The 24575-nt window shown below is 58.6% G+C and carries 21 protein-coding genes; 7 read left to right on the top strand and 14 right to left on the bottom strand.

What is annotated here, in order from left to right; genetic code table 11:
* Positions 1-58: 58 nt before the first annotated feature.
* The 6 genes from ABLU78_RS05440 to nasR form a co-directional block, all read right to left on the bottom strand.
* Positions 59-2665, bottom strand: a complete 2607-nt coding sequence (locus ABLU78_RS05440; protein ID WP_048228662.1) for a nitrate reductase — start codon at positions 2663-2665, stop codon at positions 59-61.
* Complete coding sequence (gene nirB / locus ABLU78_RS05435) at positions 2665-6732, bottom strand: nitrite reductase large subunit NirB (protein WP_162866947.1); 4068 nt, start codon at positions 6730-6732, stop codon at positions 2665-2667. The genes ABLU78_RS05440 and nirB overlap by 1 nt, the downstream gene beginning before the upstream one ends.
* Positions 6733-6738: 6 nt before the next feature.
* Entirely contained in the window at positions 6739-7527 is a 789-nt protein-coding gene (locus ABLU78_RS05430; protein ID WP_015367094.1) for an ABC transporter ATP-binding protein, read from the bottom strand.
* Positions 7528-7536: 9 nt separating this feature from the next.
* Positions 7537-8421 carry a nitrate ABC transporter permease gene (gene ntrB / locus ABLU78_RS05425; RefSeq protein WP_048228661.1) on the bottom strand — a complete coding sequence of 295 codons (885 nt, stop codon included), beginning with the start codon at positions 8419-8421 and terminating at the stop codon, positions 7537-7539.
* Position 8422: 1 nt separating this feature from the next.
* The gene (locus ABLU78_RS05420) at positions 8423-9679 is read right to left on the bottom strand and encodes a CmpA/NrtA family ABC transporter substrate-binding protein (protein WP_047046044.1); all 1257 of its coding nucleotides are present in this window, start codon (positions 9677-9679) and stop codon (positions 8423-8425) included.
* 236 nt (positions 9680-9915) lie between these two features.
* Positions 9916-11112 (bottom strand): nitrate regulatory protein NasR, encoded by a 1197-nt coding sequence (gene nasR, locus ABLU78_RS05415; protein WP_048228660.1) that lies wholly within the window; start codon positions 11110-11112, stop codon positions 9916-9918.
* 66 nt (positions 11113-11178) lie between these two features.
* On the opposite strand from nasR, the gene ABLU78_RS05410 reads away from it, so the two are divergent.
* Together ABLU78_RS05410 and ABLU78_RS05405 are read left to right on the top strand one after the other, a co-directional pair.
* Positions 11179-11532, top strand: a complete 354-nt coding sequence (locus ABLU78_RS05410) for a DsrE/DsrF/TusD sulfur relay family protein (protein ID WP_015367099.1) — start codon at positions 11179-11181, stop codon at positions 11530-11532.
* Between the two features lie 227 nt (positions 11533-11759).
* The gene (locus ABLU78_RS05405) at positions 11760-12002 is read left to right on the top strand and encodes a DUF1883 domain-containing protein (protein WP_015705086.1); all 243 of its coding nucleotides are present in this window, start codon (positions 11760-11762) and stop codon (positions 12000-12002) included.
* Positions 12003-12029: 27 nt separating this feature from the next.
* Here ABLU78_RS05405 and ABLU78_RS05400 read toward each other — a convergent pair whose 3' ends face one another.
* Together ABLU78_RS05400 and chaB are read right to left on the bottom strand one after the other, a co-directional pair.
* On the bottom strand, positions 12030-12710 hold the full coding sequence (locus ABLU78_RS05400) for a gamma-glutamylcyclotransferase (RefSeq protein WP_015705085.1): 681 nt from the start codon (positions 12708-12710) through the stop codon (positions 12030-12032).
* Between the two features lie 148 nt (positions 12711-12858).
* A complete protein-coding gene (gene chaB / locus ABLU78_RS05395; RefSeq protein WP_015367102.1) occupies positions 12859-13089 on the bottom strand; it encodes a putative cation transport regulator ChaB in 231 nt (76 codons plus the stop codon).
* A 265-nt stretch (positions 13090-13354) separates the two neighbouring features.
* Here chaB and chaA point away from each other — a divergent pair, with 265 nt between their 5' ends.
* Positions 13355-14455, top strand: coding sequence for a sodium-potassium/proton antiporter ChaA (gene chaA / locus ABLU78_RS05390; RefSeq protein WP_015367104.1), 1101 nt, complete (start codon positions 13355-13357; stop codon positions 14453-14455).
* 78 nt (positions 14456-14533) lie between these two features.
* On the opposite strand, the gene kdsA is transcribed toward chaA, so the two are convergent.
* From kdsA to hemA, 6 genes are read right to left on the bottom strand one after another with little or no spacing between them, the layout of a single operon-like run.
* The gene (kdsA, locus tag ABLU78_RS05385) at positions 14534-15388 is read right to left on the bottom strand and encodes a 3-deoxy-8-phosphooctulonate synthase (RefSeq protein ID WP_015367105.1); all 855 of its coding nucleotides are present in this window, start codon (positions 15386-15388) and stop codon (positions 14534-14536) included.
* Positions 15389-15427: 39 nt separating this feature from the next.
* Positions 15428-16240 (bottom strand): invasion regulator SirB1, encoded by an 813-nt coding sequence (gene sirB1 / locus ABLU78_RS05380; RefSeq protein WP_015367106.1) that lies wholly within the window; start codon positions 16238-16240, stop codon positions 15428-15430.
* Between the two features lie 3 nt (positions 16241-16243).
* Positions 16244-16636, bottom strand: coding sequence for an invasion regulator SirB2 (gene sirB2 / locus ABLU78_RS05375; RefSeq protein ID WP_015367107.1), 393 nt, complete (start codon positions 16634-16636; stop codon positions 16244-16246).
* Entirely contained in the window at positions 16633-17484 is an 852-nt protein-coding gene (prmC, locus tag ABLU78_RS05370; RefSeq protein ID WP_348820227.1) for a peptide chain release factor N(5)-glutamine methyltransferase, read from the bottom strand. Before prmC ends, sirB2 begins: the two co-directional genes overlap by 4 nt.
* Positions 17484-18566 carry a peptide chain release factor 1 gene (prfA, locus tag ABLU78_RS05365; protein WP_015367109.1) on the bottom strand — a complete coding sequence of 361 codons (1083 nt, stop codon included), beginning with the start codon at positions 18564-18566 and terminating at the stop codon, positions 17484-17486. Before prfA ends, prmC begins: the two co-directional genes overlap by 1 nt.
* Positions 18567-18606: 40 nt before the next feature.
* Complete coding sequence (hemA, locus tag ABLU78_RS05360; RefSeq protein WP_015367110.1) at positions 18607-19863, bottom strand: glutamyl-tRNA reductase; 1257 nt, start codon at positions 19861-19863, stop codon at positions 18607-18609.
* A 271-nt stretch (positions 19864-20134) separates the two neighbouring features.
* Here hemA and lolB point away from each other — a divergent pair, with 271 nt between their 5' ends.
* The 4 genes from lolB (at position 20135) to dauA (ending at position 24545) form a co-directional block, all read left to right on the top strand.
* On the top strand, positions 20135-20749 hold the full coding sequence (gene lolB, locus ABLU78_RS05355) for a lipoprotein insertase outer membrane protein LolB (RefSeq protein WP_032707781.1): 615 nt from the start codon (positions 20135-20137) through the stop codon (positions 20747-20749).
* Positions 20749-21600, top strand: a complete 852-nt coding sequence (ispE, locus tag ABLU78_RS05350) for a 4-(cytidine 5'-diphospho)-2-C-methyl-D-erythritol kinase (RefSeq protein WP_015367112.1) — start codon at positions 20749-20751, stop codon at positions 21598-21600. Before lolB ends, ispE begins: the two co-directional genes overlap by 1 nt.
* Positions 21601-21781: 181 nt before the next feature.
* Positions 21782-22729: a ribose-phosphate diphosphokinase gene (gene prs, locus ABLU78_RS05345; protein ID WP_015367113.1), complete on the top strand. Its 948-nt coding sequence runs from the start codon at positions 21782-21784 to the stop codon at positions 22727-22729.
* A 124-nt stretch (positions 22730-22853) separates the two neighbouring features.
* Positions 22854-24545: a C4-dicarboxylic acid transporter DauA gene (gene dauA, locus ABLU78_RS05340; RefSeq protein ID WP_026612348.1), complete on the top strand. Its 1692-nt coding sequence runs from the start codon at positions 22854-22856 to the stop codon at positions 24543-24545.
* Positions 24546-24575 lie beyond the last annotated feature (30 nt).

The raw sequence follows: 24575 nt of genomic DNA, 5'->3' as shown, positions 1-24575 counted from the left end.
CCCTGTGGGCCATTCCAGGAATAAACTGAAACCGGTTGACGTTTGCTGTCCCCGATCATCAAACCGGCGTTCGGGTTTGATTTGCCGCCAGCAGCGCTTTGAGTTCCGGAATACAGGAACCACAGTTGGTGCCACACTTGAGCTTCGCGCCAAGCGCCTCTACGCTGACGCAGCCGCCGGCAATAGCCTCGCCGATCTGCCGCTCGCCGATACTAAAGCAACTACAGATAGTCTGCCCACGCGGCGCGCTGTCGCCACCCTTACGGCCGCTGAGCAACGCATGGCGTAGGCCGGCGGTCTGCGGCGGCGTCCGAAACGCCGTATACAGCCATTCAGCATCGATTTGCGGCGGCTTAATATCGCTCCAGCAGCCGAGCATCAATTGCCCGTCGTGCCAGGCCAGTAGGTTCCACAGCCCGCCGCCCTCGGCAATTTGCAACTGCCATCCCTGCTTGCGACACCACTCGGTCAGCCAGCTTTGCGGGCCGGTATCCGCGGCCAGCGACAAATGGCTAAGCCCTACCACCGCCCGTCGCCGCCAGTGCAGCGAGGATGGCAACGGTAAGGGCTCGCGAGATAATAGCTCCCCTTGCCACGCCGGCCGCCACGGCGCTATCGCCACCGCCGACTGCTTGCTCTCCGGCTGCCCGGAATGCGGATCGGTGACCGCCGCCAGTAAATTATTGACCCGTCCCTGGCGGGCAAACTGATTATTCCAGTGCATCGGCACAAAGAGCGAACCGGCGCGCTGCCCTTCGCTGACTATCACCTTCGCAATCATCACGCCGTGGCGCGACCAGACGCGAGCCAGTTCTCCCTCACGTAATTGAAAGCGACGCGCATCGGCAGGCGCCACCTCGACGACTGGTTCGGCAATGTGCTGCATCAACCGCGGTATATCGCCGGTGCGGGTCATGGTATGCCACTGATCGCGAATACGTCCGCTATTGAGGATTAATGGATAAAATGCCTCGGTCTGCGCCCGGGTCGGCTGCGGCGACACCGGCACCATCCGCAACCTGCCGTCGCCGTGCCAGCCCTCCGTTAACCGCCAGGGCGCGGCGCTGCGGCTCACCGGCCAGCGCACCGGCGTCAGGGCATCCCACGCCTCCCGGCTGAGGTCCGCCAGCCCGCCAATATCAAACGCCCGCTGACCGTCATTTTCAAACCCTGAGAGCGCCGCGTGTTCACAAAATACCTCATGCGGATGTTGCCATGAAAAAGCTCGGGCATAACCTAATTCGGCGGCGAGACGGGAAATGATCCACCAGTCGGCTTTCGCCTCCCCCGGCGGCGGCAAAAAAGCCCGCTGACGCGAAATTCGCCGCTCCGAGTTGGTCACGGTACCGTTTTTTTCGCCCCATGCCAGCGCCGGAAAGCGGATATGGGCAAAGCGCCCCGTATCGGTATTGGCGGCGACATCGGAGACCATCACCAGCGGACACCTGGACAGTGCCTGGCTCACCGCGTGGCTATCGGGCAGTGAGACCACCGGATTGGTCCCCATAATCCACACCGCTTTGACCTCGCCGCGTCCAATCGCGGCGAAGAGTTCGACGGCGGTTAGTCCCGGCGTCTGCGCCAGTCGCTCGCTGCCCCAAAAGCGCGCTAATCGCTGCAGGTCCTGCGGCTCAAAATTCATATGCGCCGCCAGCATCGTCGCCAGCCCCCCCACTTCACGCCCGCCCATGGCGTTGGGTTGACCGGTCAGCGAAAACGGCCCGCAGCCGCGGCGGGCAAACTTCCCGCTGGCAAGATGGACATTGATAATCGCGTTGCACTTATCGCTGCCGCTGGCGGACTGATTAATTCCCATGGTGTACAGCGTGATGGCGCGCGGTGCAGCGATAAAATCACGATAAAAGCGAGCCACTTGCTCCGGCGCCAGGCCGCAGAAAGCGGCCGCTTTTTCCACGCTCCACTGCGCGGCGATGGTCAGCGCCTGCCGCTGGTCGCGAAAACCCGCCGCCATTCCACCGCTGGCGGCAATGGCATTTAGCAGGCCGACAAATAGCCCGCCATCGCTACCGGGCGCCAACGCCAGATGATCGTCGGCAATATCACAGGTCGCGGTGCGTCGCGGATCCACCACCACGATCCGCAACCGCGGATTATCGCGTTTCGCCTGCACCAACCGCTGATAGAGAACCGGATGCGCCCAGGCGGCGTTGGAGCCCACCAGCACCACCAGATCGCTCTGCTCGACATCTTCATAGCTACACGGCACGACGTCCGCGCCGAGCGCCCGCTTATAGCCGGTGACCGCCGATGACATACATAACCGCGAATTCGTATCGATATTGGCGGCGCCGATAAAGCCCTTCATCAACTTGTTGGCGGCGTAATAATCCTCAGTTAACAGCTGACCGGAAGCGTAAAACGCCACCGCCTGCGGGCCGTAGCGCTCAATAATGTCGCGCAGACGTGAACCCGCCTCCGCCAGCGCCTGCGGCCAGCCGACCGCCCGGCCATCGACTTCAGGGTGTAATAACCGCCCGCTAAGCGAGGTCGTTTCCCCAAGCGCTGCCCCTTTTACGCACAAGCGGCCAAAGTTAGCGGGATGGTTTTCATCGCCGCGAACCGTGACGGTTCCACTGGGTTCAACGCGGGCGATAACTCCGCAGCCGACGCCGCAGTATGGACAGGTGGTTCGGGTTTCGCTCATCAGCTCGCCTCCGCGCGCAGCTGCAATGCCTGGTTGCCGACCCACACTTTGCCCTGTTCGATCTTCACCGGCCACGCGCGCACCGACGGCTCGCCGCTGTCGTACAAGCGACCATCTCGCAAGCGAATCCGCTGTTTATACAGCGGCGAAATAACGATCGGCTCGCCGCCCGCGTCGCCTAAAATGCCGCGCGATAACACGTTGGCCTCGCTGCCGGGTTCCTGGTTATCCAGCGCATAAACTTGCTCGCCGAAGCGGAACAGCGCAATTTGCCGCTCGCCGAGGCGCGCGCCGATCCCCGCCTGCGGCGGGATCGCGTCCAGATCGCAGATCGCCTGCCACGGCCGCGACGGCAGGGCCGGTTGCCCAAGCCCTTGCGGCGCCACCAGTTGCGGCTGACCACGCAGGATTTGCCGCTGCACCGCCTCATCGGCCTCATCGCTGTTAACGTAGGAACGGAATAGCGCCAGCCGCTGTGGGTCGTTCAGGGTGGTCTGCCATTCGCACTGGTAGCTATCCACCACCCGCGCCATCTCCTGCTCCAGCTCATCGCCGATACCGAGACTATCGTGCAAGATCACCTCGCGTAGATACGCCACGCCGCCTTCAAGATTATCCATCCAGCTACTGGTGCGCTGCAGGCGGTCGGCGGTGCGAATATAAAACATCAACAACCGATCGACGGTACGGATTAGGGTGGCGTCATCAAGGTCACTCGCAAAGAGGTCCGCATGGCGCGGTTTCATCCCGCCGTTGCCGCAGACGTAAAGATTCCAGCCCTTTTCAGTCGCAATAACCCCGATGTCTTTACCTTGCGCTTCGGCACATTCGCGGGTACAGCCCGAGACCGCCATTTTGATTTTGTGCGGCGCGCGCAGCCCCTTGTAACGATGTTCAAGCCTTACCGCCAGCCCCGTTGAATCCTGAACCCCATAGCGGCACCAGGTCGAGCCGACGCAGGATTTTACCGTGCGTAATGATTTGCCGTAGGCGTGTCCGGTTTCAAATCCCGCCGCCGCCAGTTCGCGCCAGATGTCCGGCAGTTGCTCCAGCCGCGCGCCAAACAGGTCGATACGCTGTCCTCCGGTCACTTTACTGTACAGCTGGTAACGTTTGGCGATCTGGCCGATAGCGATAAGCCCGTCCGGTGTCACTTCGCCTGCGGCCATCCGCGGCACCACCGAGTAAGTGCCGTCTTTCTGAATATTGGCGAAGTAGCGATCGTTGGTGTCCTGCAGCGGCAAATGCGCCGGTTTCAGCAGATACTCATTCCAGCAGGAGGCCAGTACCGACGCCACCAGCGGTTTACACACTTCACAGCCGTGGCCCTGCCCGTAACGGCTAATGAGCTGATCGAAGGTATGGATGTGGTTGACTCGTACCAGATGATAGATCTCCTGCCGCGACCACGGAAAATGCTCGCAGATATCTTTTTTAACCTCGACGCCCTGCCCGGCAAGCTGGTGTTCCATCACCTGTTTGACCAGCGCGCTACAGCCCCCGCAGCCGGTCGCCGCTTTAGTGCAGCTTTTTATCGCCGCCATATCGCCCGCTCCGGCGCTGACCGCCTGGCAAATGTCTCCCTTACTGACGTTATGGCAAGAGCAAATCTGCGCGCTATCCGGCAGCGCCGCCACTCCCAGCGCTTTCGTCGTGGCCCCATCCATGGCCGGGAGGATCAGACTTTCCGGACGAGACGGTAGCGCCATGCCGTTCAGCATCATCTGCAACAGCGTCGCGTAGTCACCGGCATCGCCCACCAATACGCCGCCCAGCAGCGTTTTGCCATCAGCGCTGACAACGATCTTTTTGTAGATCTGCCGTGGACCATCGGTCCATTGATAGCTCTGGCAACCAGCTGTACGTCCGTGAGCATCGCCAAACGACGCTACATCCACGCCGAGCAGTTTGAGTTTGGTGCTCATATCGGCGCCGCTAAAGCGGGCGGCTTCGCCGGCCAACTGCGCCGCCGCGGTGCGCGCCATGTGGTAGCCCGGCGCCACCAGACCATAAATTTTGTTGTCCCACAGCGCGCATTCGCCAATCGCCAATATATCTGCGTCCGAGGTCCGGCAGTGGTCATCGATACCGATACCGCCGCGTTCGCCGATTGCCAGGCCTGCGCCGCGCGCCAGCGCATCCTGCGGGCGGATCCCGGCGGAAAAGACCACCATATCGGTCTGCAGCGTGCCGCCATCGGCGAAGTTAAGCTGCAGCCCGTCGGCAGTACGCACTATCGCCGTCGTCGCTTTGCTGGTGTGCACGCCAACCTCAAGATCGAGAATTTTCTCCCGCAGCATCGCCGCGCCGCCGTTATCCAGCTGCACCGCCATCAGGTTGGCGGCGAACTCCACCACATGGGTCTTAAGCCCCAACTGTTTTAACGCGTTGGCGGCTTCCAGCCCCAACAGCCCGCCTCCAATGACCACCCCGCTCTGCGCAGTGGCGGCGCGGGCGGCGATGCGGTCAAGATCGTCAAGCGTACGATAGACGAAGCAGCCTTCTTCATCGTTACCGGGGATTGGCGGCACGAAGGGATAGGAGCCGGTCGCCAGCACCAGCTTATCCCAATGGGTTTCATGGCCGTGGGCATCGCGCACGATTCGCGCCGGACGATCGATTTCCGCGATCGTCTCTCCTGGCCGCAGCTCAATGCCGTACTGGCTAAAAAAGTCTCCCTCTACCAGCGATAGCGACTCTGCGCTGCGCCCGGCGAAATATTCCGAGAGATGAACCCGGTCATAGGCGGCATAGCGCTCTTCGCCAAAGACCACGATACGGTACTGCTGGTGCAGGTTCCGGCTCACGCATTGCTCAAGAAAATGGTGGCCGACCATACCGTGTCCGACCAGCACTAATACAGGTTTAGTCATCGTCATTTTTCCTGCAGCCCGCGGCTGCGTTATAGAAGGGTCAAAAAGCCACTCCGCTGAAGGAGACCTATCGCTACCGAGCAGCGCGGTAAGCGGCGCCGCCTGCTGGCAGTCGCCCAGCAGCAGCACGCCGTGCAACCGGCCATCGCGGATCAGCAGGCGACGGTAGTGGCGATCGATGGGGTCCCAACTGCTGTAGATCTGGTCCTGCTCGCCGGCCCGCTGTTCGCCGGCGCTAAAAAACTCGATGCCGGTGACCTTCAGCCGGGTGCCGCCGTCCTGCCAGCTGAATTCTTCGCCGGGAGCCCCGCACAGGCGTTCAACTAACACATCGGCCTGGCGCAAGCAGGGAGCCACCAGCCCCCAGGTTTGGCCGTCAATCTCACAACACTCGCCGATAGCGCTGATCCCCGGCAGCGAGGTCGCCATCCGGCGGTCGACGATAATCCCCCGCTGGCAGGCTACGCCGCTGCGCGCCGCCAGACGGATATCCGGCCGCACGCCGGTGGCTAACACCACCCGGCTGGCGGCAAAAGCTCGTCCGTCTTCCAGCCGCACATGCTGCTCGTCAATAGCGGCAATTCGGCTCTCCAGCACGCAGCGGATGCCGCGTGCCTCAAGCTGTTGTTTTAACTGTTCCGCAGCGAAAGCATCGGTAAGCGGCTCCATCAAACCGCTACCGCGATGGAGTAGCGTCACTTCCCCACCGTGACGGCGCAGCGCCGCCGCGACCTCCACGCCCAATACGCCACCGCCGATTACCACCGCCGGGCCGGGGATTGCCAGGATGTCTTTAACATCCGCCAGGGTGCGAAAGGCGAATACCTGCGGGCGCTCAATGCCCGGCAGCGACGGGATAAACGGCTGCGATCCGGTGGCGAACACCAGTTCATCCCATCCCAGCCAGTCGCCGCCGACGCGCAACCTCCGCCCGGCGACATCCACTTCGCTGACCGCCTCGCCAAGCCGCACGCGGACACCATGCAGTGCGTACCACTCCGTCGGCAGCAGTTGTATTTGCGCCGCCGTTTTTTCCCCGCCGAGTACCGGCGAGAGCTGAATGCGGTTGTAGGCCGGCTGCGGTTCATCGCCGAGTAGCGTGATGATGAAACGCCCCTGCGCGCGCGCCGCCAGCTTCTCTGCCAGCCGGGTTGCCGCCATACCGTTGCCGATAATTACCAGTCGCCGCATCATTCCGCCTTAGGCCGCTTTCGGCTGCTTTTCGTAGAGGAAATGGAGGATCTGCTGACGCAGGTGGTGGTAGTGGTTATCTTCCGCCAGCTGGACCCGGTTACGCGGACGCGGCAGATTAACGTCAAGGATCTCGCCGATCGTCGCGGCCGGTCCATTGGTCATCATTAACACCCGGTCGGAAAGCAGCACTGCTTCATCGACGTCGTGGGTGATCACGACAATGGTGGTGTTCAGTTCCTGCTGGATGTGCATTACCGCGTCCTGCAGATGGGCTCGGGTGAGCGCGTCCAGCGCGCCAAAAGGCTCATCAAGCAGTAACACTTTTGGCTTCATCGCCAGCGCGCGCGCGATGCCAACCCGCTGTTTCATACCGCCGGAGATCTCCCCCGGCCGTTTGTGCAGCGCGTGCCCCATCTGTACTCGCTGTAAATTGTGTTCGATCCACTCCCGGCGCTCTGCCTTGCTCATGGTGCGGCGAAACACCTGATCCACCGCCAGCGCCACGTTGTCAAAACAGCTCAGCCATGGCAGCAGCGAATGGTTCTGGAACACCACCGCCCGCTCCGGTCCCGGGCCGGAAATTTCACGGTTATCGCATAGCAGCCCGCCCTCAGTGGGCTGGGTAATCCCGGCGATCAGATTCAACAGCGTGGATTTGCCGCATCCGGAGTGGCCAATCAGACTGATGGTTTCCCCTTCGTGAATATCAAAAGAGACGTTTTGCAGCGCCAGGAACTCGCCGCTGGCGGTGTTAAAGCGTTGACTGACGGCCTGTACCTGAATTAATGGTTTCATAGCGACTCCTTATTTTTCCTGCCAGCTGAAGCGGCGGGCGAGCAATATGAGCCCCTGTTCGAACAGCAGGCCGACGACGCCGATAATGACGATGGCGATGATGATGTTTTCCACATTGAGGTTGTTCCATTCATTCCAGATCCAGAATCCAATACCCAACCCGCCGGTCAGCATCTCGGCGGCGACGATCACCAGCCAGGCAATGCCTATCGACAGCCGCACGCCGGTTAATACCGCGGGCAGCACTGCCGGAAAGAGGATTTTGCGCATCACCGTCCATTCCGACAGCTGCAGCACGCGAGCCACATTGAGATAGTCCTGCGGGATACGCCTGACGCCTTCCGCGGTGTTAATGACCATCGGCCAGATAGAGCAGATAAAAATGGTCCAGCTGGAAGCCGGTTCCGCCTTCTGGAACAGCAGCAGGCCAATCGGTAACCACGCCAGCGGACTCACCGGGCGCAGCAGCGCGATGAGCGGGTTAAACATTCGCGCAAAGAACAGCGAGCGGCCGATAAGAAAGCCCAGCGGAATACCGGCCAGCGCCGCTAAACCAAAGCCCACCGCGACCCGCTGTAGCGAAGCCAGCACGTTCCAGCCGATGCCCATATCGTTCGGTCCGTCGCGGTAGAACGGGTCGGAAAACAGCGTCAGCGCCGAATCCAGAGTGCTCAACGGCGTCGGGAAGCCTTTCGCGCCAATCGCCGCCAGCTGCCAGCCGAGCAGCAGTAGAGCCAGGCCCAGCAGCGGCGGCAGTAGACGCTGCAGCGCGGCATTCAGCCAGCGCCTGGCGGACGGCGTAGCTTTGCGCACCTGCAGCGGCGGCAGGACAATGATTTCGCCCGGCGCGGTTGAGGTCTGCGCGCGCGGCTGCGTGTTAATGGCTGGTTTCATCTCATGCCCCCTTATGTTGAATGGCGAAACTGGCGGCGTACCCTTCCGGGTCGACGCCGTTCCACACTTTGCCGTCCAGCAGCGTGCTGCTGCGTAAAGTTTGCGTTGGCGCAGTGATGCCGCCCACGGCCTGCGCCGCCTCTTTCCACAGGTCGATGCGGTTGATACGCTGCGCTACCGCCTGATAATCCGGCGCGCTTTTCAGCAGGCCCCAGCGGCGGAATTGGGTTAAGAACCACATGCCGTCGGAGAGCCACGGATAGCTAGCTTCCCCCTGCTGGAAGAAGCGCATGGGATGAGCGTCGCGCCAGCGTTTGCCGATGCCATTGTCGTATTCGCCAAGCATGCGCCCGCTAAGGTACTGTTCTTTGGTGTTGAGCCACGCCCGTCTGGCGAGGATCCGCGCGGTTTCGCGGGTGTTGTCGGCAGACGCTTCAATCCAGCGCTGGGCCTCCAGCAGCGCCGCCACCAGCGCCCTTGCGGTATTTGGATAGCGCGCCACCCAATCGCTGCGCGCGCCGAGGATTTTTTCCGGATGATCCGCCCAGATCTGCTGGCTGGTTGCCGCCGTAAAGCCGATGCGATCGTTGATCGCCCGCGCGTTCCACGGTTCGCCGACGCAGAAGCCGACCATATTGCCGATGCGCATGTTCATCACCATTTGCGGCGGCGGCACGACCACCGTGCGCACATCGGCGAAGGGGTCGATACCGGCGTTCGCCAGCCAGTAATAGAGCCACATCGCATGGGTGCCGGTAGGAAAGGTGTGGGCGAAGGTGTAGCTGCCCGGCGCTTTTTGGTCGATCAGCCGCTTGAGCCCATGACCATCGCTTACGCCTTGCGCCTGTAGGTCACTAGAGAGGGTGATCGCCTGACCGTTGCGGTTCAGGGTCATCAGGTTGGCCATCTGCTGCGGTTTGCCGGCAATACCAAGCTCGAGGCCATACAGCATGCCGTAGAGGATATGCGCTGCATCGAGTTCGCCGGCAACCAGCTTATCGCGCACCGCCGCCCAGCTAGCCTCCTTACTTGGTTGCAGGCTGATGCCATACTTTTTATCGAATCCTTTCAATGCCGCAATCGCCAGCGGCGCGCAGTCGGTTAGCGGGATGAATCCGACCCGCACGGTGGCCAACTCCGGCTTATCGGAACCCGCCGCCCACGCCGCCTGCATCACGCCGGGCAGCAGCATAGCGCCGCTCAGCGCCGCCCCGGCCTGCAAAAAGCGCCGTCGTGAAATGAAAACTTTATCGCCCATAGCCGCTCCAGAACGCGCAAAAAAAAGCGCCCGGCAGTGCTTTCGCACCGCAGGACGCCTTTATCCAAAGACCTTCAGACCGCCGTTGGTCCGTTGTCTCAAATTGTTGATTCACTCAAGTTCAGTAATGCAAAGCGGATGCCAATTTGTGTTATTGCCCGCCAGACGTTGTTTTACCGCTCTCCGCGTCAACTATTGCACCATCGTCAGGCAATGCCTGCCCGCTGATTGTGCATTCAATTTGACGATGAGTCCGGCAGCAGAGCTTTCACCGTCAGCAGCGCGCGGGCGATTTCGACCATCCGCTGGTTCTTATCCATCGCCATTTTACGCAACGCCTGCCAGGCCTGTTCTTCCTGCATTCCCTGATGGCTCATCAGCAGCGATTTCGCTTTATCTATAATCTTGCGCTCCTCAAACGCGGCTTGCAGCGAGGCCAGTTGGCCGGAGAGTTGCTCAAGTTCCCACGCCTGCTGGCGGACCAGCGGCAGCAGCTGCTTATCCAGGCGCAAAGTCAGGCTATCGCCGCACTCTTCTTCAGGCCATTGCAGCGGCGGCATATCGTCTTCTCCACGTTCGAGCAGTTGCCGGGTCGCGCTGAGCAGGTCGGCAATCAACGCCTCCTCCAGACTGCGCATCTGCTCTAGCCGTTCAGTTTGCAGGCTAAACCAGCGCTGCGCCGCGGCCCCTTCGTCCGCCGAGGGCTGGCGGGTACAGGCTATGCGCCGCAGTTGCTCAATCTCGCGCCCGGCTTCGCAACCCTGCAGCAGCTCAAGCGCCCGCGGCAGACCGGAGAGCGTCTGAAAGCTGTCAAAACAGGGCTGCTGACCGTCAATGCGGTCAACCAACTGCTGACGGAGCTCGCCGTTAAATTGGCCGCGCGCGAAGCCCAACGCTCCCAGCGCGCGCTCCTGGCCCGCCAGCTCTTTACCCTGCATAAAGCTGTACAGGGCGACCATGCGCCCGGCGATCTGCGGATCGTCTATGGTGTCATTCAACTGCGGCACAATATTCAATAAATGGCGAATAATACGGCTAAAGCGCTGAGTGGCCTCCTGAGCGTCCACCGCGCGGCCTTGCACCGCCGTTCGCAGCGCCGGAAGCTGCGCCAGATACCACACCGCGCTGGCTATACGCCAACACAGCGCGCTGCTGGCGGATTCCCGCGCCGGTTGCAGCGCGGCATAAAAAGCGCTTAAGCGCGCGTCCACCAGCGCCCCGCCCGCCCGACGCTCGGCGTCATACAAGCGGCCCTCGGAAGAGAGCCACATATTGGAGGCGCCGCGTTCGCACTGCAGCATATGGACCAACCCACTTATTTCGCTCGCCAGCGTCCCTTGCTGCGTTAGCTTACGGAGCTGCTGTTTTTGTAGTTGGCGCGCATAATGGAACCAGCCGATTGCTTCAGGCGTCATGCCGGTCGTATTATTCATACCCCCTCCCGAATTACGTCTTTAGATAAAGCTAAGCAATAACCATGCCTGATAAAAGGAGTCTTTATGCAACGTATTGTGATTGTCGCCAACGGAGCCGCTTACGGCAGTGAATCCTTGTTTAATAGCCTGCGCCTGGCTATCGCCCTGCGTGAGCAGGAGTCAGACCTCGATCTGAAGCTGTTTTTAATGTCCGATGCGGTGACCGCCGGGCTTCGCGGACAGAAACCGGCGGAAGGCTATAACATCCAGCAGATGCTGGAGATCCTCACCGCGCAGAATGTGCCGGTAAAACTCTGCAAGACCTGTACGGACGGACGCGGGATCACCCATTTGCCATTAGTAGATGGCGTGGAAGTGGGAACGCTGGTCGAGCTGGCGCAGTGGACGCTGGCGGCGGATAAAGTGCTGACCTTCTGAATTAACCGTCATTAACAGGATTAAATGTCAGGCTGGTGGGCATTGCTGATGCAAAAGTACGCCAGCTGAACGCTTTCAGGAAGATTGTCATTTTTGTTTAATCGTTATCCATTTTGTTGATCGAAATCATCATCCACATGCTCCCCCTTTGGTGTTATGCAACGAGCAAAGTGTGAACGATATCACGCGCGGGTTGATGAATTCAGAGACAGAAACGGGGTATGAAAATGGCAATGGTAAAAGCAAGTTTAACGTTATTCGGCGGTGATACGCTGGTGGTGCGCTGTTCAGAGCGCTGTCATATTCACTTAATGAGCGCCAAGGCCGCCGGCGACAGCCACGCCGATATTTTTAGCGTGCAGGACAGGGACAGCGCTTATCTCACCGTGCCCTACAGCGGCACCTGGAACGTGCTGATCGACAGCCATAGTCAGTCCCTCGAGCACTCCATTAGCTACGTTCCCGCCTGAATCTCCACGCCCGGTAGACCGGGCGTTTTATGCGAGCCCAGGTTGGCTCGCCTCGCCGACCAGATGTCGCACCTGGATAATCAGATCGTCAAGACTGGCGTCGCGCATGCCAAGCTTGCGTAATTCCTGATCCAACGAAAAGAGATACTGGGCATTGGTGCCGAGCGGCCCGCTGGCGCGGGCTATCAGCGGCGCGATGGTTTGTGCGCTGGTATCAGATTCATACAGTGGGTGGCGCGGATCCATAATAAACACCAGCGCATTCACCGTACGCCCATCGTCCAGCTCAAGACGGCACCAGGTTGGCAAATAGCAGCCGGTGATCATTTCCCGCTTCCACAGAAGCGTCAGCTCTTGCTCCAGCGTCTCATCCGGCAGACGATAGGCCACGCCGGTGGTACGCCCGCCTTCCTTCAACGCCAACATCCTGCCCGGCTGATGTGCGCTGCCGCGACCGGCGGTCAGGCGCAGGCAAAACGCGCGATGCCAACCCGGCAGCGTACCGGTGCAGGATTCGCTGTATTCCAGCGCCGGGTTCCACATCAACGAACCGTAGCCGAAAATCCACACCGAACCGTTATCCGGACGACAGGCCAGAGTCGCCGCCAACGAGGCCGCCCGCTGCTCAGCCGACCACAGCAGCGATTCCTCAATCGCGCCAAACGCCGTTTTACAATCCGCATTCATTAAGAAATCACGAGTTAACACTTTCTACTACCTCCGCCACTGCCTGCTTCCCGGCGATAATCTGTGCCATCCGTGAATATTGCTGAATTATTATCCAGCTTTATTACTCAATAAGCAATTAACGGAGCGTTGACAAGGGGGCTGACAAAAAATTAGATCGCAAAAGTGATTACTTTTTCTTATGCCATTTGTCGTCATCGCCTTTTTGATAATCATTTTTCACCGCCGCCCAGGCGACTTTATGCGCCGTCTCCTCACGGCTGGCATCATCGCGACGGTCGGCTTTATCTTTATATTGATCCCACGCGCTATTGAAAGCTTCTTTATAAATTTCCTGCGCGTGTTCCGGCAAGACGTGCTGAACGCTATCGGGAAGTTCTTGTTTACTACGGTAAGGCATAATGACCTCCAGAATCAGGGTAAAAGCTAAGTCTGGAACACAATTCCCGGGTTGGCAAATGACAGGAATATTGAGAAATGAATTTTAGTAATCGTCTGAAAAGTATGTATAAAACATACGTAATAGCCTTTTTTAGCAGACCAACGAATTTCTTATGCAAGAGTGGTAAATTTAAGTAAAAATACAAATTAAACCTATCAATGTCTGTTATTTTATCAACTTACGTTATCTATAATTATAACACCTGCATAAATGGAGATGGTTCATGACACATGCACATGAGGCGGTTAAGACCCGCCACAAGGAGACCTCCCTCGTTTTTCCGGTTTTAGCACTGGTGGTGCTGTTTCTCTGGGGAAGCAGTCAATCACTACCAGTGGTCGTTGCGATTAATATTCTGGCGCTGGTCGGGATTCTGAGTAGCGCATTTAGCGTGGTTCGCCATGCCGACGTTCTTGCTCACCGCCTCGGCGAGCCCTATGGTTCATTAATTTTGAGCCTGTCAGTGGTCATTCTTGAAGTGAGCCTCATTTCCGCATTAATGGCGACCGGCGACGCCGCGCCAACGCTAATGCGCGATACGTTATATTCAATCATTATGATCGTCACCGGCGGTCTGGTCGGCTTCTCTTTACTGCTGGGCGGACGTAAATTCGCCACGCAGTATATGAATTTGTTTGGTATCAAGCAGTATCTGATCGCCCTCTTCCCGCTGGCGATTATCGTACTGGTATTCCCGATGGCGTTACCGGGCGCCAATTTCAGCACCGGCCAGGCGCTACTGGTGGCGCTGATTTCCGCCGCCATGTATGGCGTATTCCTGCTCATTCAGACCAAAACGCACCAGAGCCTGTTTGTGTACGAGCATGAAGATGACAGCGACGATGACGACCCGCATCACGGTAAGCCCTCGGCGCATAGCAGCGGCTGGCACACGGCCTGGTTACTGGTACACCTGGTGGCGGTTATCGCCGTTACCAAAATGAACGCTAATCCGCTGGAAACGCTGTTGACCAGCATGAACGCGCCGGTGGCCTTTACCGGTTTCCTGGTGGCGCTATTGATTCTCTCGCCGGAAGGACTCGGCGCCTTGAAAGCGGTGCTGAACAACCAGGTACAGCGCGCGATGAATTTGTTCTTCGGTTCGGTGCTGGCGACGATTTCCCTGACGGTGCCTGTCGTCACGCTTATCGCCTTCCTTACCGGCAATGAACTCCGCTTCGGTTTGGGAGCGCCGGAAATGGTGGTGATGGTGGCGTCGCTGGTGCTGTGCCACATTTCGTTCTCAACCGGGCGCACCAATGTCCTTAACGGCGCGGCGCATCTGGCGCTGTTCGCCGCCTACCTGATGACGATATTTGCCTGACCGGGTAATCAGTAATAAAGCCCAAAAAAAAGCCTGTCGGCGGCGAAACCGGCAGGCTTTTTTACAGCTCAGCGAAACTTAGTTGCTGGTATCCAGCTCGTCGAAGCTTTTCACCAGATCGTCGATCGCTTTCATTTGCTTCAGGAACGGTTCCAGTTTAGCCAGCGGCAGCGCGGACGGGCCGTCACATTTCGCGTGATCCGGATCCGGGTGCGCTTCAATGAACAGACCGGCGATACCCACCGCCATCCCGGCGCGAGCCAGTTCCGTCACCTGAGCGCGGCGACCGCCTGAAGCAGCGCCAAACGGGTCGCGGCACTGCAGGGCGTGGGTCACGTCAAAGATGACCGGCGAGTTGTTGGACGCTTTCTTCATTACGCCGAAGCCGAGCATATCAACGACCAGGTTGTCGTAGCCGAAGTTAGCACCGCGATCGCACAGGATCACTTTGTCGTTCCCGCCTTCAATAAATTTATCAACGATGTTGCCCATCTGGCCCGGGCTGACGAATTGCGGTTTCTTGACGTTGATGACAGCGCCGGTTTTAGCCATCGCTTCCACCAGGTCAGTCTGACGCGCGAGGAACGCTGGCAACTGAATCACGTCAACCACATCGGCCACCGGCTGCGCCTGGCTGGCTTCGTGGACGTCGGTGATGATTTTCACGCCGAAGGTCTGCTTCAGCTCCTGGAAAATCTTCATCCCTTCTTCCAGACCCGGCCCACGATAGGAGTGGATGGAAGAACGGTTGGCTTTATCAAAAGAGGCTTTGAACACATACGGAATGCCCAGCTTTTGCGTGACGGTCACATAATGTTCGCAGATACGCATCGCAAGATCGCGGGACTCCAGCACGTTCATTCCGCCAAACAGCACGAACGGCAGGTCGTTTGCTACGTTGATATCACCAATGCTAACCACTTTTTGTTTCATAAGATCGCCTTATCAGGGTGTAACCGGAATGGTTCCAGACTAATGCAATGTAATTTGTTTATGTGAAATCGTGTTGATCTGCGCACGGATCATCTCGCTAATCGGATCCTCCGGACACTGCTCAACGAAATAATTGAGATCCAGCAGCGCCACGTGATCGCACTCCAGTTGGGCATAGATAAGCCCGCGGTCGCGAATTTCATACGGGTCTTCGGGATTAAACTGCAGCAGCGCTTCGCTGGCGCGTAGGGCCAGCTCCATCTGCCGCTCTTCCATCAACGCCGATTTCAGCGTATCGAGCAGTTTGCGGATCACTTCGGCGTTATCGGCCTCATCGAGATCTTCATTGAACAGCTCGGCCACCGGGCTGATATTCCCCTTCAGCCACACCTCGAGCGTGTGTTCATCAAGCGTCTCGCCGTTGAATGGATTAATCAACCACATCTCTTCGCTGGCTTCCGGGTCGGCGCGCAGCAGCATCTGCGTGGGGAAAATAACCGGTACCACCGGTAAATCCAGACGCTGGGCAATCCATAACAGAATCGCCCCCAGCGACACGGCGCTCCCCTGGCGATTCACCAGCACTTTATCCAGCCATAACGCATCGGACAGACGATAAATGCCCTGCGACGCGCCGAAGCCCCACTCGTGATAGAACAATTCCAGCAGCCGGTCGAGCTGACGCTCCTGATCCCAGGAGGTGGCAATCTCTTCCTGCGCCAGTGTTAACAACCGCTGCAGCTCATCCTGCACAAAGTGCGTCGGAAAGTCGTCGCGGATCAATTCAGAAATGAGGACCATGCCTTCGCATAATGGCGCTTTGTTAAATTCGAAATCAGCTAATGACCTCATGCCTTACCCCAGTAACGGTATTCTTGTGATGGCGAGTTGAACGATGAAGAACAACACCACCAGCGCCAGCAGAAAGGCGATGAACCGGGTCTGCTGGCGGCGAGGGCGACGTCGGCCCAACGCAATAAATCCTAATGCGATGTAAATGATAACGCCAAACAGCTTTTCAGTCAGCCATGCGCCATCTTCGGTAAACGGCAGATAGTGCGTAATCGCCATTAATCCCGCGCCGCTGAGAAACAGCAGCGTATCGCTACAATGCGGCGCGATACGCACCCAGCGCTGGTTGAGCATCGCGCTGCCGCTGTAGGTCCACCAGTAACGCAGCACGAAAAGCCCGACGGATGTCACCACGCAGGCAATATGCAAATAGAGTACTGCAGTAAATAAATTCATTCGCCGGCTTGCTCCTTGTGCGGCCAACGCCCGAGAGTCAGGCGTTCGTTATCGCCATAATCGCGGCAGGTCTCGACATCGAGATAACCTGCTTCATTAAACAATGCGCGTACCGCCTCGCCCTGCTTCCAGCCATGCTCCAGTAGCATATAAGCGTTGGGTAACAAGTGCTGACGCCCTTCACGGATGATATGCGCTAAATCGGCCAGCCCCTGGTCGGCGGCGACCAATGCCGTTCTCGGCTCAAAGCGGACATCGCCCTCGGCAAGATGCGGATCGGTTTCATCGATATAGGGGGGATTACTGACAATCATCGCGAACCTCTGCCCCTTGAGCGCGCTAAACCAGTCGCTCTGCAGCACGGTCACGTTGTTGAGAGCGAGATGGGCGGCATTGCGCGCGGCGAGCGCCGCGGCGTCAGGCATAAAATCAACGGCAGTGACCTTGCAGTCCGCCCGCTCGCTGGCCAACGCCAGGGCGATAGCGCCGGTGCCGGTGCCAAGATCCAGGATACGGCAGGCCGTCTGCGGCAAGAGTACCAGCGCCTGCTCGACCAGGCATTCGGTGTCGGGCCGCGGGATCAGCGTCGCCGGCGAGACAAACAGCGGCAGCGACCAGAACTCGCGCTGACCAACCAGATGAGCCACCGGCTCGCCGTTGGCGCGGCGCGCCAGCAATGCTTCCAGCTCCGCCAACTGTTCCGCCGTCAATACGGTTTCGTCAAAAGCGAGGATCCAGGTCCGCGCTTTGCCGGTGACGTGCCCCAGTAAGATCTCGGCGTCGCGACGCGGGCTGTCGCTCGCGCCGAGCCGGGCTATTGCCTGAGTAAGCCACTGTCGAAAGGTCATCATTCCTGCTCGGAAAGCGCCGCCAGCTGGTCAGCCTGGAATTCCTGCACAATCGGTTCGATCAGCATATCCAGTTTGCCTTCCATGGTTTCATCCAGACGGTAAAGAGTCAGGTTGATACGGTGGTCGGTCACGCGCCCCTGTGGGAAGTTGTAGGTACGATTGCGGTCGCTGCGGTCGCCGCTGCCCAGCAGGTTACGGCGGGTAGACGCTTCCGCCTGCTGACGCTTGGCGACTTCGGCGGCGCGAATACGCGCGCCCAGCACCGACAGCGCCTTGGCTTTGTTTTTATGCTGTGAACGTTCGTCCTGACACTCAACGACGATACCGGTCGGCAAGTGGGTAATACGGATAGCGGAGTCGGTGGTGTTGACGTGCTGACCGCCCGCGCCCGAGGAGCGGAAGGTATCAATACGCAGGTCCGCCGGGTTGATATCCGGCATTTCGGCTTCCGGCAGCTCCGGCATCACCGCCACGGTACAGGCGGAGGTGTGGATACGCCCCTGGGATTCGGTCGCCGGAACGCGCTGGACGCGATGGCCGCCGGATTCAAATTTCAGCCGCCCATAGACGCCATCGCCGCTGATCTTGGCAATCACTTCTTTAAATCCGCCATGTTCGCCTTCGTTGGCGCTCATGATTTCGACCCGCCAGCGGCGGGCTTCGGCGTAGCGGGTGTACATGCGGAAGAGATCCCCGGCGAACAGCGCCGCTTCATCGCCGCCGGTACCAGCGCGAACTTCGACAAAAGCGTTACGTTCATCGTCCGGATCTTTCGGCAGCAGCAACACCTGCAGCTGTTGTTCCAGCGCTTCGCTTTTTTCTTTGGCATCGCGCAGCTCTTCCTGCGCCATTTCGCGCATTTCCGGATCGTCGAGCATCATCTGCGCGGTTTCGATATCGTCCTGCACCTGGCGCCAGTCGGTATAGCAGCGGGCAACATCGCCAAGCTGCGCATATTCGCGCGACAGCGCGCGGAAACGGTCCTGGTCGGCAATGGTGGCGGCGTCGCCAAGCAGCGCCTGAACTTCTTCATGGCGTTCGTACAGAGCTTCCAGTTTAGCAACAATAGAAGGCTTCATAGGCGTGAATTCACCCTGTCTTTAAATAGAGAAATGTGCGCTATTCCAGCCCGAGGCTGTTGCGCAGAATATGCAGGCGTTCATCATCCCCGTCACGGGCAGCCTGCTGAAGAGATTTGGTTGGAGCGTGGATCAGGCGGTTGGTCAGCTTACGGGCCAGATCTTGCATAATTTCCTGCGCATCGCCGCCCTGTTCCAGCGCGGCAAGCGCTTTCGCCGTCAGCTCCTCGCGAACCTGCTCGGATTGGGAACGATATTCGCGGATAGTCTCGCTGGCGCTTTGGGCGCGCAGCCAGGCCATAAATTCGCTGGTTTCCTGCTCGACGATCGATTCCGCCTGCACCGCCGCGGCCTTACGCTGCGCCAGATTGTGCTGAATGATATTTTGCAGGTCATCAACGCTGTACAGATAGGCGTTGGCCAGCTTGCCGACTTCCGGCTCGACGTCGCGGGGCACCGCGATATCCACCAGCAGCATCGGCTGATTGCGGCGCGCCTTCAGCGCGCGCTCGACCATCCCTTTGCCGATGATCGGCAGCGGGCTGGCGGTAGAACTGATAATAATATCGGCGTCTTTTAAGCGCTCGTCGATATCGCTGAGGGCGATAACTTCCGCGCCGACTTCATCCGCCAGCGCCTGGGCGCGTTCACGGGTGCGGTTGGCAATCACCATTTTGCGAACGTTATGTTCGCGCAGATGGCGGGCGACCAGTTCGATAGTTTCCCCCGCGCCAACCAGTAACACCGTGACGCTGGAGAGCGATTCAAAAATTTGTCGCGCCAGCGTACAGGCGGCGAAGGCAACGGAAACGGCGCTGGCGCCGATATCGGTTTCGGTACGCACGCGCTTAGCTACCGAAAACGATTTCTGGAACATACGCTCCAGTTCGCTGACGTTCAGATGGCCGCGGCTGGAATCCGCAAACGCTTTTTTCACCTGCCCGAGGATTTGCGGCTCGCCAAGCACGAGTGAATCCAGGCCGCTGGCGACACGCATCAGATGGCTGACGGCGTCATTATCCTGATGCCAATAAAGACTTTTACGTAGGTCTTCTTCATTCAGGCCGTGGAAGTCGCATAGCCAGCGAATCAGCGCTTCCTGCAGGTTGTCCTGCTCTTCAACGCTGAGATACAGCTCCGTGCGATTACAGGTTGATAACACCACCCCGCCCTGCACCATCGGCTGAGCCAATAAGCTCTCCAGCGCCTTGTCGAGCGTATCCGGCGAAAACGTTACGCGTTCTCGCAGCGCTACCGGAGCTGTTTTGTGGTTGATGCCAAGAGCTAAAAGGGTCATGGTGAGGGAATAGTACCAGCGTTGCTAAGGTTAGTCTGAGCGCATCATACAGGATGCGCGTACTCAATAAAAGAGACGCCCCCCTTTTGGAGTAATAGTCAGGGCTTAATAGCCACTAACGGTAATTTTTTGATTTCAGACAACTTGAACGTAGACGCTATCGGCCAGCGACGCTAGCATTAAGGGTTATTATTGCAACCCGCTACACAAATCGGTGTGCGAACCATCAGTCGCCGCATTTCACTGTAGACATCAAGGATTTGTCATCATTATGAATCGACTGTTCCGCCTGCTGCCGTTGGCAAGCCTCGTTCTGACCGCCTGTGCAATCAATACTCCGCCGCAAGGGCCAGGCAAAAGCCCGGACTCCCCGCAATGGCGCCAGCACCAGCAGGATGTCCGCAACCTTAACCAGTTCCAGACCCGCGGGGCGTTTGCCTATCTTTCCGATGAGCAGAAAGTGTATGCCCGTTTCTTCTGGCAACAAACCGGCCAGGACCGCTACCGCCTGCTGCTGACCAACCCGCTTGGCAGCACCGAACTGTCATTAACCGCGCAGCCGGGCGGCGTCCAATTGATTGACAACAAAGGCCAGACCTACAACGCCACCGATGCCGAAGAGATGATTGGCCGCCTGACCGGCATGCCGATCCCGCTTAACAGCCTGCGTCAGTGGATTATCGGCCTGCCGGGCGATGCCACCGACTATTCGCTGGATGACCAGTACCGCCTGCGCGAACTCAACTACACGCAGAACGGTAAAACCTGGCACGTGACCTACAGCGGCTACACCAGCGACACCAAACCCGCCCTGCCGTCTAATATGGAACTCAACAACGGCAGCCAGCGCATCAAGCTGAAAATGGATAACTGGATTGTGAAATGATGAGTCGCTGGCCCGCCCCCGCAAAATTGAATCTGTTTTTGTATATCACCGGTCAACGCGCCGATGGTTATCACACGCTGCAGACGTTGTTTCAGTTTCTCGACTATGGCGACACGCTGACCATTGAACCGCGCCGCGACGGGAAACTGCGGTTGTTAACGCCGGTCGCCGGCGTGCCGGATGAAGAGAACCTGATTATCCGCGCCGCCAGATTGCTGATGGCAGCGGCGGAGTCTCACGGTCAACTCCCCGCAGGCAGCGGCGCGGATATCAGCATCGACAAACGCCTGCCGATGGGCGGCGGCTTAGGCGGCGGCTCTTCTAACGCCGCGACGGTGCTGGTAGCCCTCAATCATCTGTGGGGCTGCGGGCTTAGCGAAGACCAGCTGGCGACGCTTGGGCTACAGCTCGGCGCCGATGTCCCGGTTTTCGTTCGCGGTCACGCGGCGTTTGCCGAAGGGGTTGGCGAGATTCTCACCCCGGTCGATCCGCCGGAAAAATGGTATCTGGTCGCCCACCCGGGCGTGAGTATCCCGACGCCGATCATTTTTCGCGATCCGGAGTTACCACGAAATACCCCGAGCAGGTCAATTAATACCTTACTAAACTGTGAATTCGGCAACGATTGCGAGGTTATCGCAAGAAAACGTTTTCGTGAGGTTGATGCAACGCTTTCCTGGCTGTTAGAATACGCGCCGTCGCGCCTGACTGGCACAGGAGCCTGTGTGTTTGCTGAATTTGACACCGAATCCGCCGCTCGTCAGGTGCTGGAAAAAGCCCCGGAATGGCTGCAAGGCTTTGTTGCGCGAGGAATAAATGTCTCGCCGCTGAAGCAAGCCCTACTGAAGTAATTCTGCTTTTTGCATGAATAACGGCAAGTTTGCCGGGCAAACAGAGTATCGGTGACAACGTCACCCTGTTCCAGACGTTGCATCGTGCTCTTTAATACACCGCCTGGATGAGATGGCGCCGGCCCGCACAGTTTAATGGCCCGTTTCATCCACCACTGGACGCATGCCTGAGGTTCTTCTCGTGCCTGATATGAAGCTTTTTGCTGGTAACGCCACCCCGGAACTAGCACAACGTATTGCCAACCGCCTGTACACTTCTCTTGGCGACGCCGCTGTAGGTCGTTTTAGCGACGGCGAAGTCAGCGTACAAATCAACGAAAACGTACGCGGTGGTGATATTTTCATCATCCAGTCCACTTGTGCTCCCACCAATGACAACCTGATGGAATTGGTTGTTATGGTTGATGCCCTGCGTCGCGCTTCTGCAGGTCGTATCACCGCTGTTATCCCTTACTTCGGCTATGCCCGCCAGGACCGTCGCGTACGTTCCGCTCGTGTGCCAATCACCGCTAAAGTCGTCGCTGACTTCCTGTCCAGTGTCGGCGTTGACCGCGTACTGACCGTTGACCTGCACGCTGAACAGATTCAGGGCTTCTTTGATGTTCCGGTTGATAACGTATTCGGTAGCCCAATTCTGCTCGAAGATATGCTGCAGCTGAATCTGGACAACCCGATCGTGGTTTCTCCGGACATCGGCGGCGTGGTTCGCGCTCGCGCTATCGCGAAGCTGCTGAACGATACCGACATGGCGATCATCGATAAACGCCGCCCGCGCGCTAACGTTTCTCAGGTGATGCATATCATCGGCGACGTCGCTGGCCGTGACTGCGTGATGGTTGATGACATGATCGATACCGGCGGTACCCTGTGTAAAGCCGCGGAAGCGCTGAAAGAGCGCGGTGCGAAACGTGTCTTCGCCTACGCGACTCACCCGATCTTCTCCGGCAATGCTATCCAGAACATTAAAAACTCTGTGATTGATGAATTCGTCGTCTGCGATACCATTCCGCTGACGCCGGAAATCAAAGCGCTGGACAAAGTCCGCACCCTGACCCTATCAGGTATGCTGGCCGAAGCGATTCGTCGTATCAGCAACGAAGAATCCATTTCCGCTATGTTCGAGCACTAATCGAGCCCAGCCGAAAAACCCGCTGCGGCGGGTTTTTTTGTCTCTGGTTCATATTTGTATGACTAATGCCTCCTTCACCTGCCATTCAGTTGACAGATGATGCGCTCATGGATGAAACATTATTGTGAATAGATTATTTTCCTCACATGTGATGCCTTTCCGCGCCCTCATCGACGCTTGCTGGAAAGAAAAGTACACCGCATCGCGCTTTACCCGCGATCTCATCGCCGGGATAACCGTCGGGATCATCGCTATCCCGCTGGCGATGGCGTTAGCAATTGGCAGCGGCGTAGCGCCTCAATATGGACTCTACACCTCGGCGGTGGCGGGGATTGTCATCGCCCTGACCGGCGGTTCACGCTTTAGCGTTTCCGGCCCCACCGCGGCCTTCGTGGTGATCCTCTATCCGGTGTCACAACAGTTTGGCTTGGCCGGCTTGCTGGTGGCGACGCTAATGTCGGGTATCTTCTTGATCCTTTTCGGCCTCGCCCGCTTTGGCCGTCTGATTGAATATATCCCGCTTTCAGTCACCCTTGGCTTTACCTCCGGTATCGGCATCACCATCGGTACCATGCAAATTAAAGACTTCCTTGGTCTGCAGATGGCGCATGTCCCAGAGCACTATCTGCAGAAAGTCGGCGCGCTGGTGATGGCGCTGCCGACAATTAACGTTGGCGATGCCGCCATCGGTATCGTGACGCTGGGTATTCTGATTTTCTGGCCGCGTTTGGGCATCCGCCTGCCGGGGCACCTGCCGGCGCTGCTGGCGGGCTGTGCGGTGATGGGCATCGTTAATTTACTCGGCGGACATGTGGCGACCATCGGCTCGCAGTTCCACTATATCCTCGCCGATGGCAGCCAGGGCAACGGTATCCCGCAATTGCTGCCGCAGCTGGTGTTGCCGTGGGATATGCCGGGCTCGGAGTTCACCCTGAGCTGGTCGTCGCTGCGCGCGCTGCTGCCTGCCGCCTTCTCTATGGCGATGCTGGGCGCCATTGAATCACTGCTCTGCGCGGTGGTGCTCGATGGTATGACCGGCACCAAACACAAAGCGAATAGCGAGCTGGTCGGCCAGGGCCTGGGCAATATCATCGCGCCATTCTTTGGCGGCATTACCGCCACCGCGGCGATTGCTCGCTCCGCGGCTAACGTGCGCGCCGGCGCGACCTCGCCGATTTCCGCGGTGATCCATGCCCTGCTGGTGATCCTCGCGCTGCTAATCCTCGCCCCGCTGCTCTCGTGGCTGCCGCTGTCGGCCATGGCTGCCCTGCTGCTGATGGTAGCGTGGAACATGAGCGAGGCGCATAAGGTGATTAACCTGCTACGCCACGGGCCAAAAGACGACATCGTTGTGCTGTTGATGTGCATGTCGTTGACCGTGCTGTTCGATATGGTCATCGCCATTAGCGTCGGTATCGTGCTGGCTTCGCTGCTGTTTATGCGCCGCATCGCGCGCATGACGCGACTGGCGCCGGTCAACGTTGAAGTGCCGGACGATGTTCTGGTGCTACGGGTGATCGGCCCGCTGTTCTTCGCTGCGGCGGAAGGGTTGTTTACCGATCTGGAAAGCCGGATTGCAGGCAAACGCGTGGTGGTGCTGAAGTGGGATGCGGTGCCGGTGCTGGACGCCGGCGGTCTTGACGCTTTCTTGCGCTTTGTGAAGCGCCTGCCGGAAGGCTGCGAGCTGCGGGTATCGAACCTTGAGTTCCAGCCGCTGCGTACTTTAGCGCGCGCAGGCGTCCAGCCGATTCCGGGACGCCTGAGCTTCTACCCGGACCGTACCGCGGCGCTGGCGGATATTGAATTAACGCAATAAAAGAGAGGCTCGCCGGAAGGGAGATCCGGC

This window comes from Klebsiella sp. JN_Kp122 (genome assembly GCF_040062085.1).
GTDB classification, from domain to species: Bacteria; Pseudomonadota; Gammaproteobacteria; order Enterobacterales; family Enterobacteriaceae; genus Klebsiella; species Klebsiella aerogenes.
Note: the sequence above shows the minus strand (reverse complement) of the source record. Positions and strands in the feature narration are given on the sequence as shown.

Coding starts and splice junctions, on each gene's coding strand:
- ABLU78_RS05440 (WP_048228662.1), bottom strand. CDS start 2,665: ATGAGCGAAACCCGAACCACCTGTCCATACTGCGGCGTCGGCTGCGGA.
- nirB (WP_162866947.1), bottom strand. CDS start 6,732: ATGATGCGGCGACTGGTAATTATCGGCAACGGTATGGCGGCAACCCGG.
- ABLU78_RS05430 (WP_015367094.1), bottom strand. CDS start 7,527: ATGAAACCATTAATTCAGGTACAGGCCGTCAGTCAACGCTTTAACACC.
- ntrB (WP_048228661.1), bottom strand. CDS start 8,421: ATGAAACCAGCCATTAACACGCAGCCGCGCGCGCAGACCTCAACCGCG.
- ABLU78_RS05420 (WP_047046044.1), bottom strand. CDS start 9,679: ATGGGCGATAAAGTTTTCATTTCACGACGGCGCTTTTTGCAGGCCGGG.
- nasR (WP_048228660.1), bottom strand. CDS start 11,112: ATGAATAATACGACCGGCATGACGCCTGAAGCAATCGGCTGGTTCCAT.
- ABLU78_RS05410 (WP_015367099.1), top strand. CDS start 11,179: ATGCAACGTATTGTGATTGTCGCCAACGGAGCCGCTTACGGCAGTGAA.
- ABLU78_RS05405 (WP_015705086.1), top strand. CDS start 11,760: ATGGCAATGGTAAAAGCAAGTTTAACGTTATTCGGCGGTGATACGCTG.
- chaB (WP_015367102.1), bottom strand. CDS start 13,089: ATGCCTTACCGTAGTAAACAAGAACTTCCCGATAGCGTTCAGCACGTC.
- chaA (WP_015367104.1), top strand. CDS start 13,355: ATGACACATGCACATGAGGCGGTTAAGACCCGCCACAAGGAGACCTCC.
- kdsA (WP_015367105.1), bottom strand. CDS start 15,388: ATGAAACAAAAAGTGGTTAGCATTGGTGATATCAACGTAGCAAACGAC.
- sirB1 (WP_015367106.1), bottom strand. CDS start 16,240: ATGAGGTCATTAGCTGATTTCGAATTTAACAAAGCGCCATTATGCGAA.
- sirB2 (WP_015367107.1), bottom strand. CDS start 16,636: ATGAATTTATTTACTGCAGTACTCTATTTGCATATTGCCTGCGTGGTG.
- prmC (WP_348820227.1), bottom strand. CDS start 17,484: ATGACCTTTCGACAGTGGCTTACTCAGGCAATAGCCCGGCTCGGCGCG.
- prfA (WP_015367109.1), bottom strand. CDS start 18,566: ATGAAGCCTTCTATTGTTGCTAAACTGGAAGCTCTGTACGAACGCCAT.
- hemA (WP_015367110.1), bottom strand. CDS start 19,863: ATGACCCTTTTAGCTCTTGGCATCAACCACAAAACAGCTCCGGTAGCG.
- lolB (WP_032707781.1), top strand. CDS start 20,135: ATGAATCGACTGTTCCGCCTGCTGCCGTTGGCAAGCCTCGTTCTGACC.
- ispE (WP_015367112.1), top strand. CDS start 20,749: ATGAGTCGCTGGCCCGCCCCCGCAAAATTGAATCTGTTTTTGTATATC.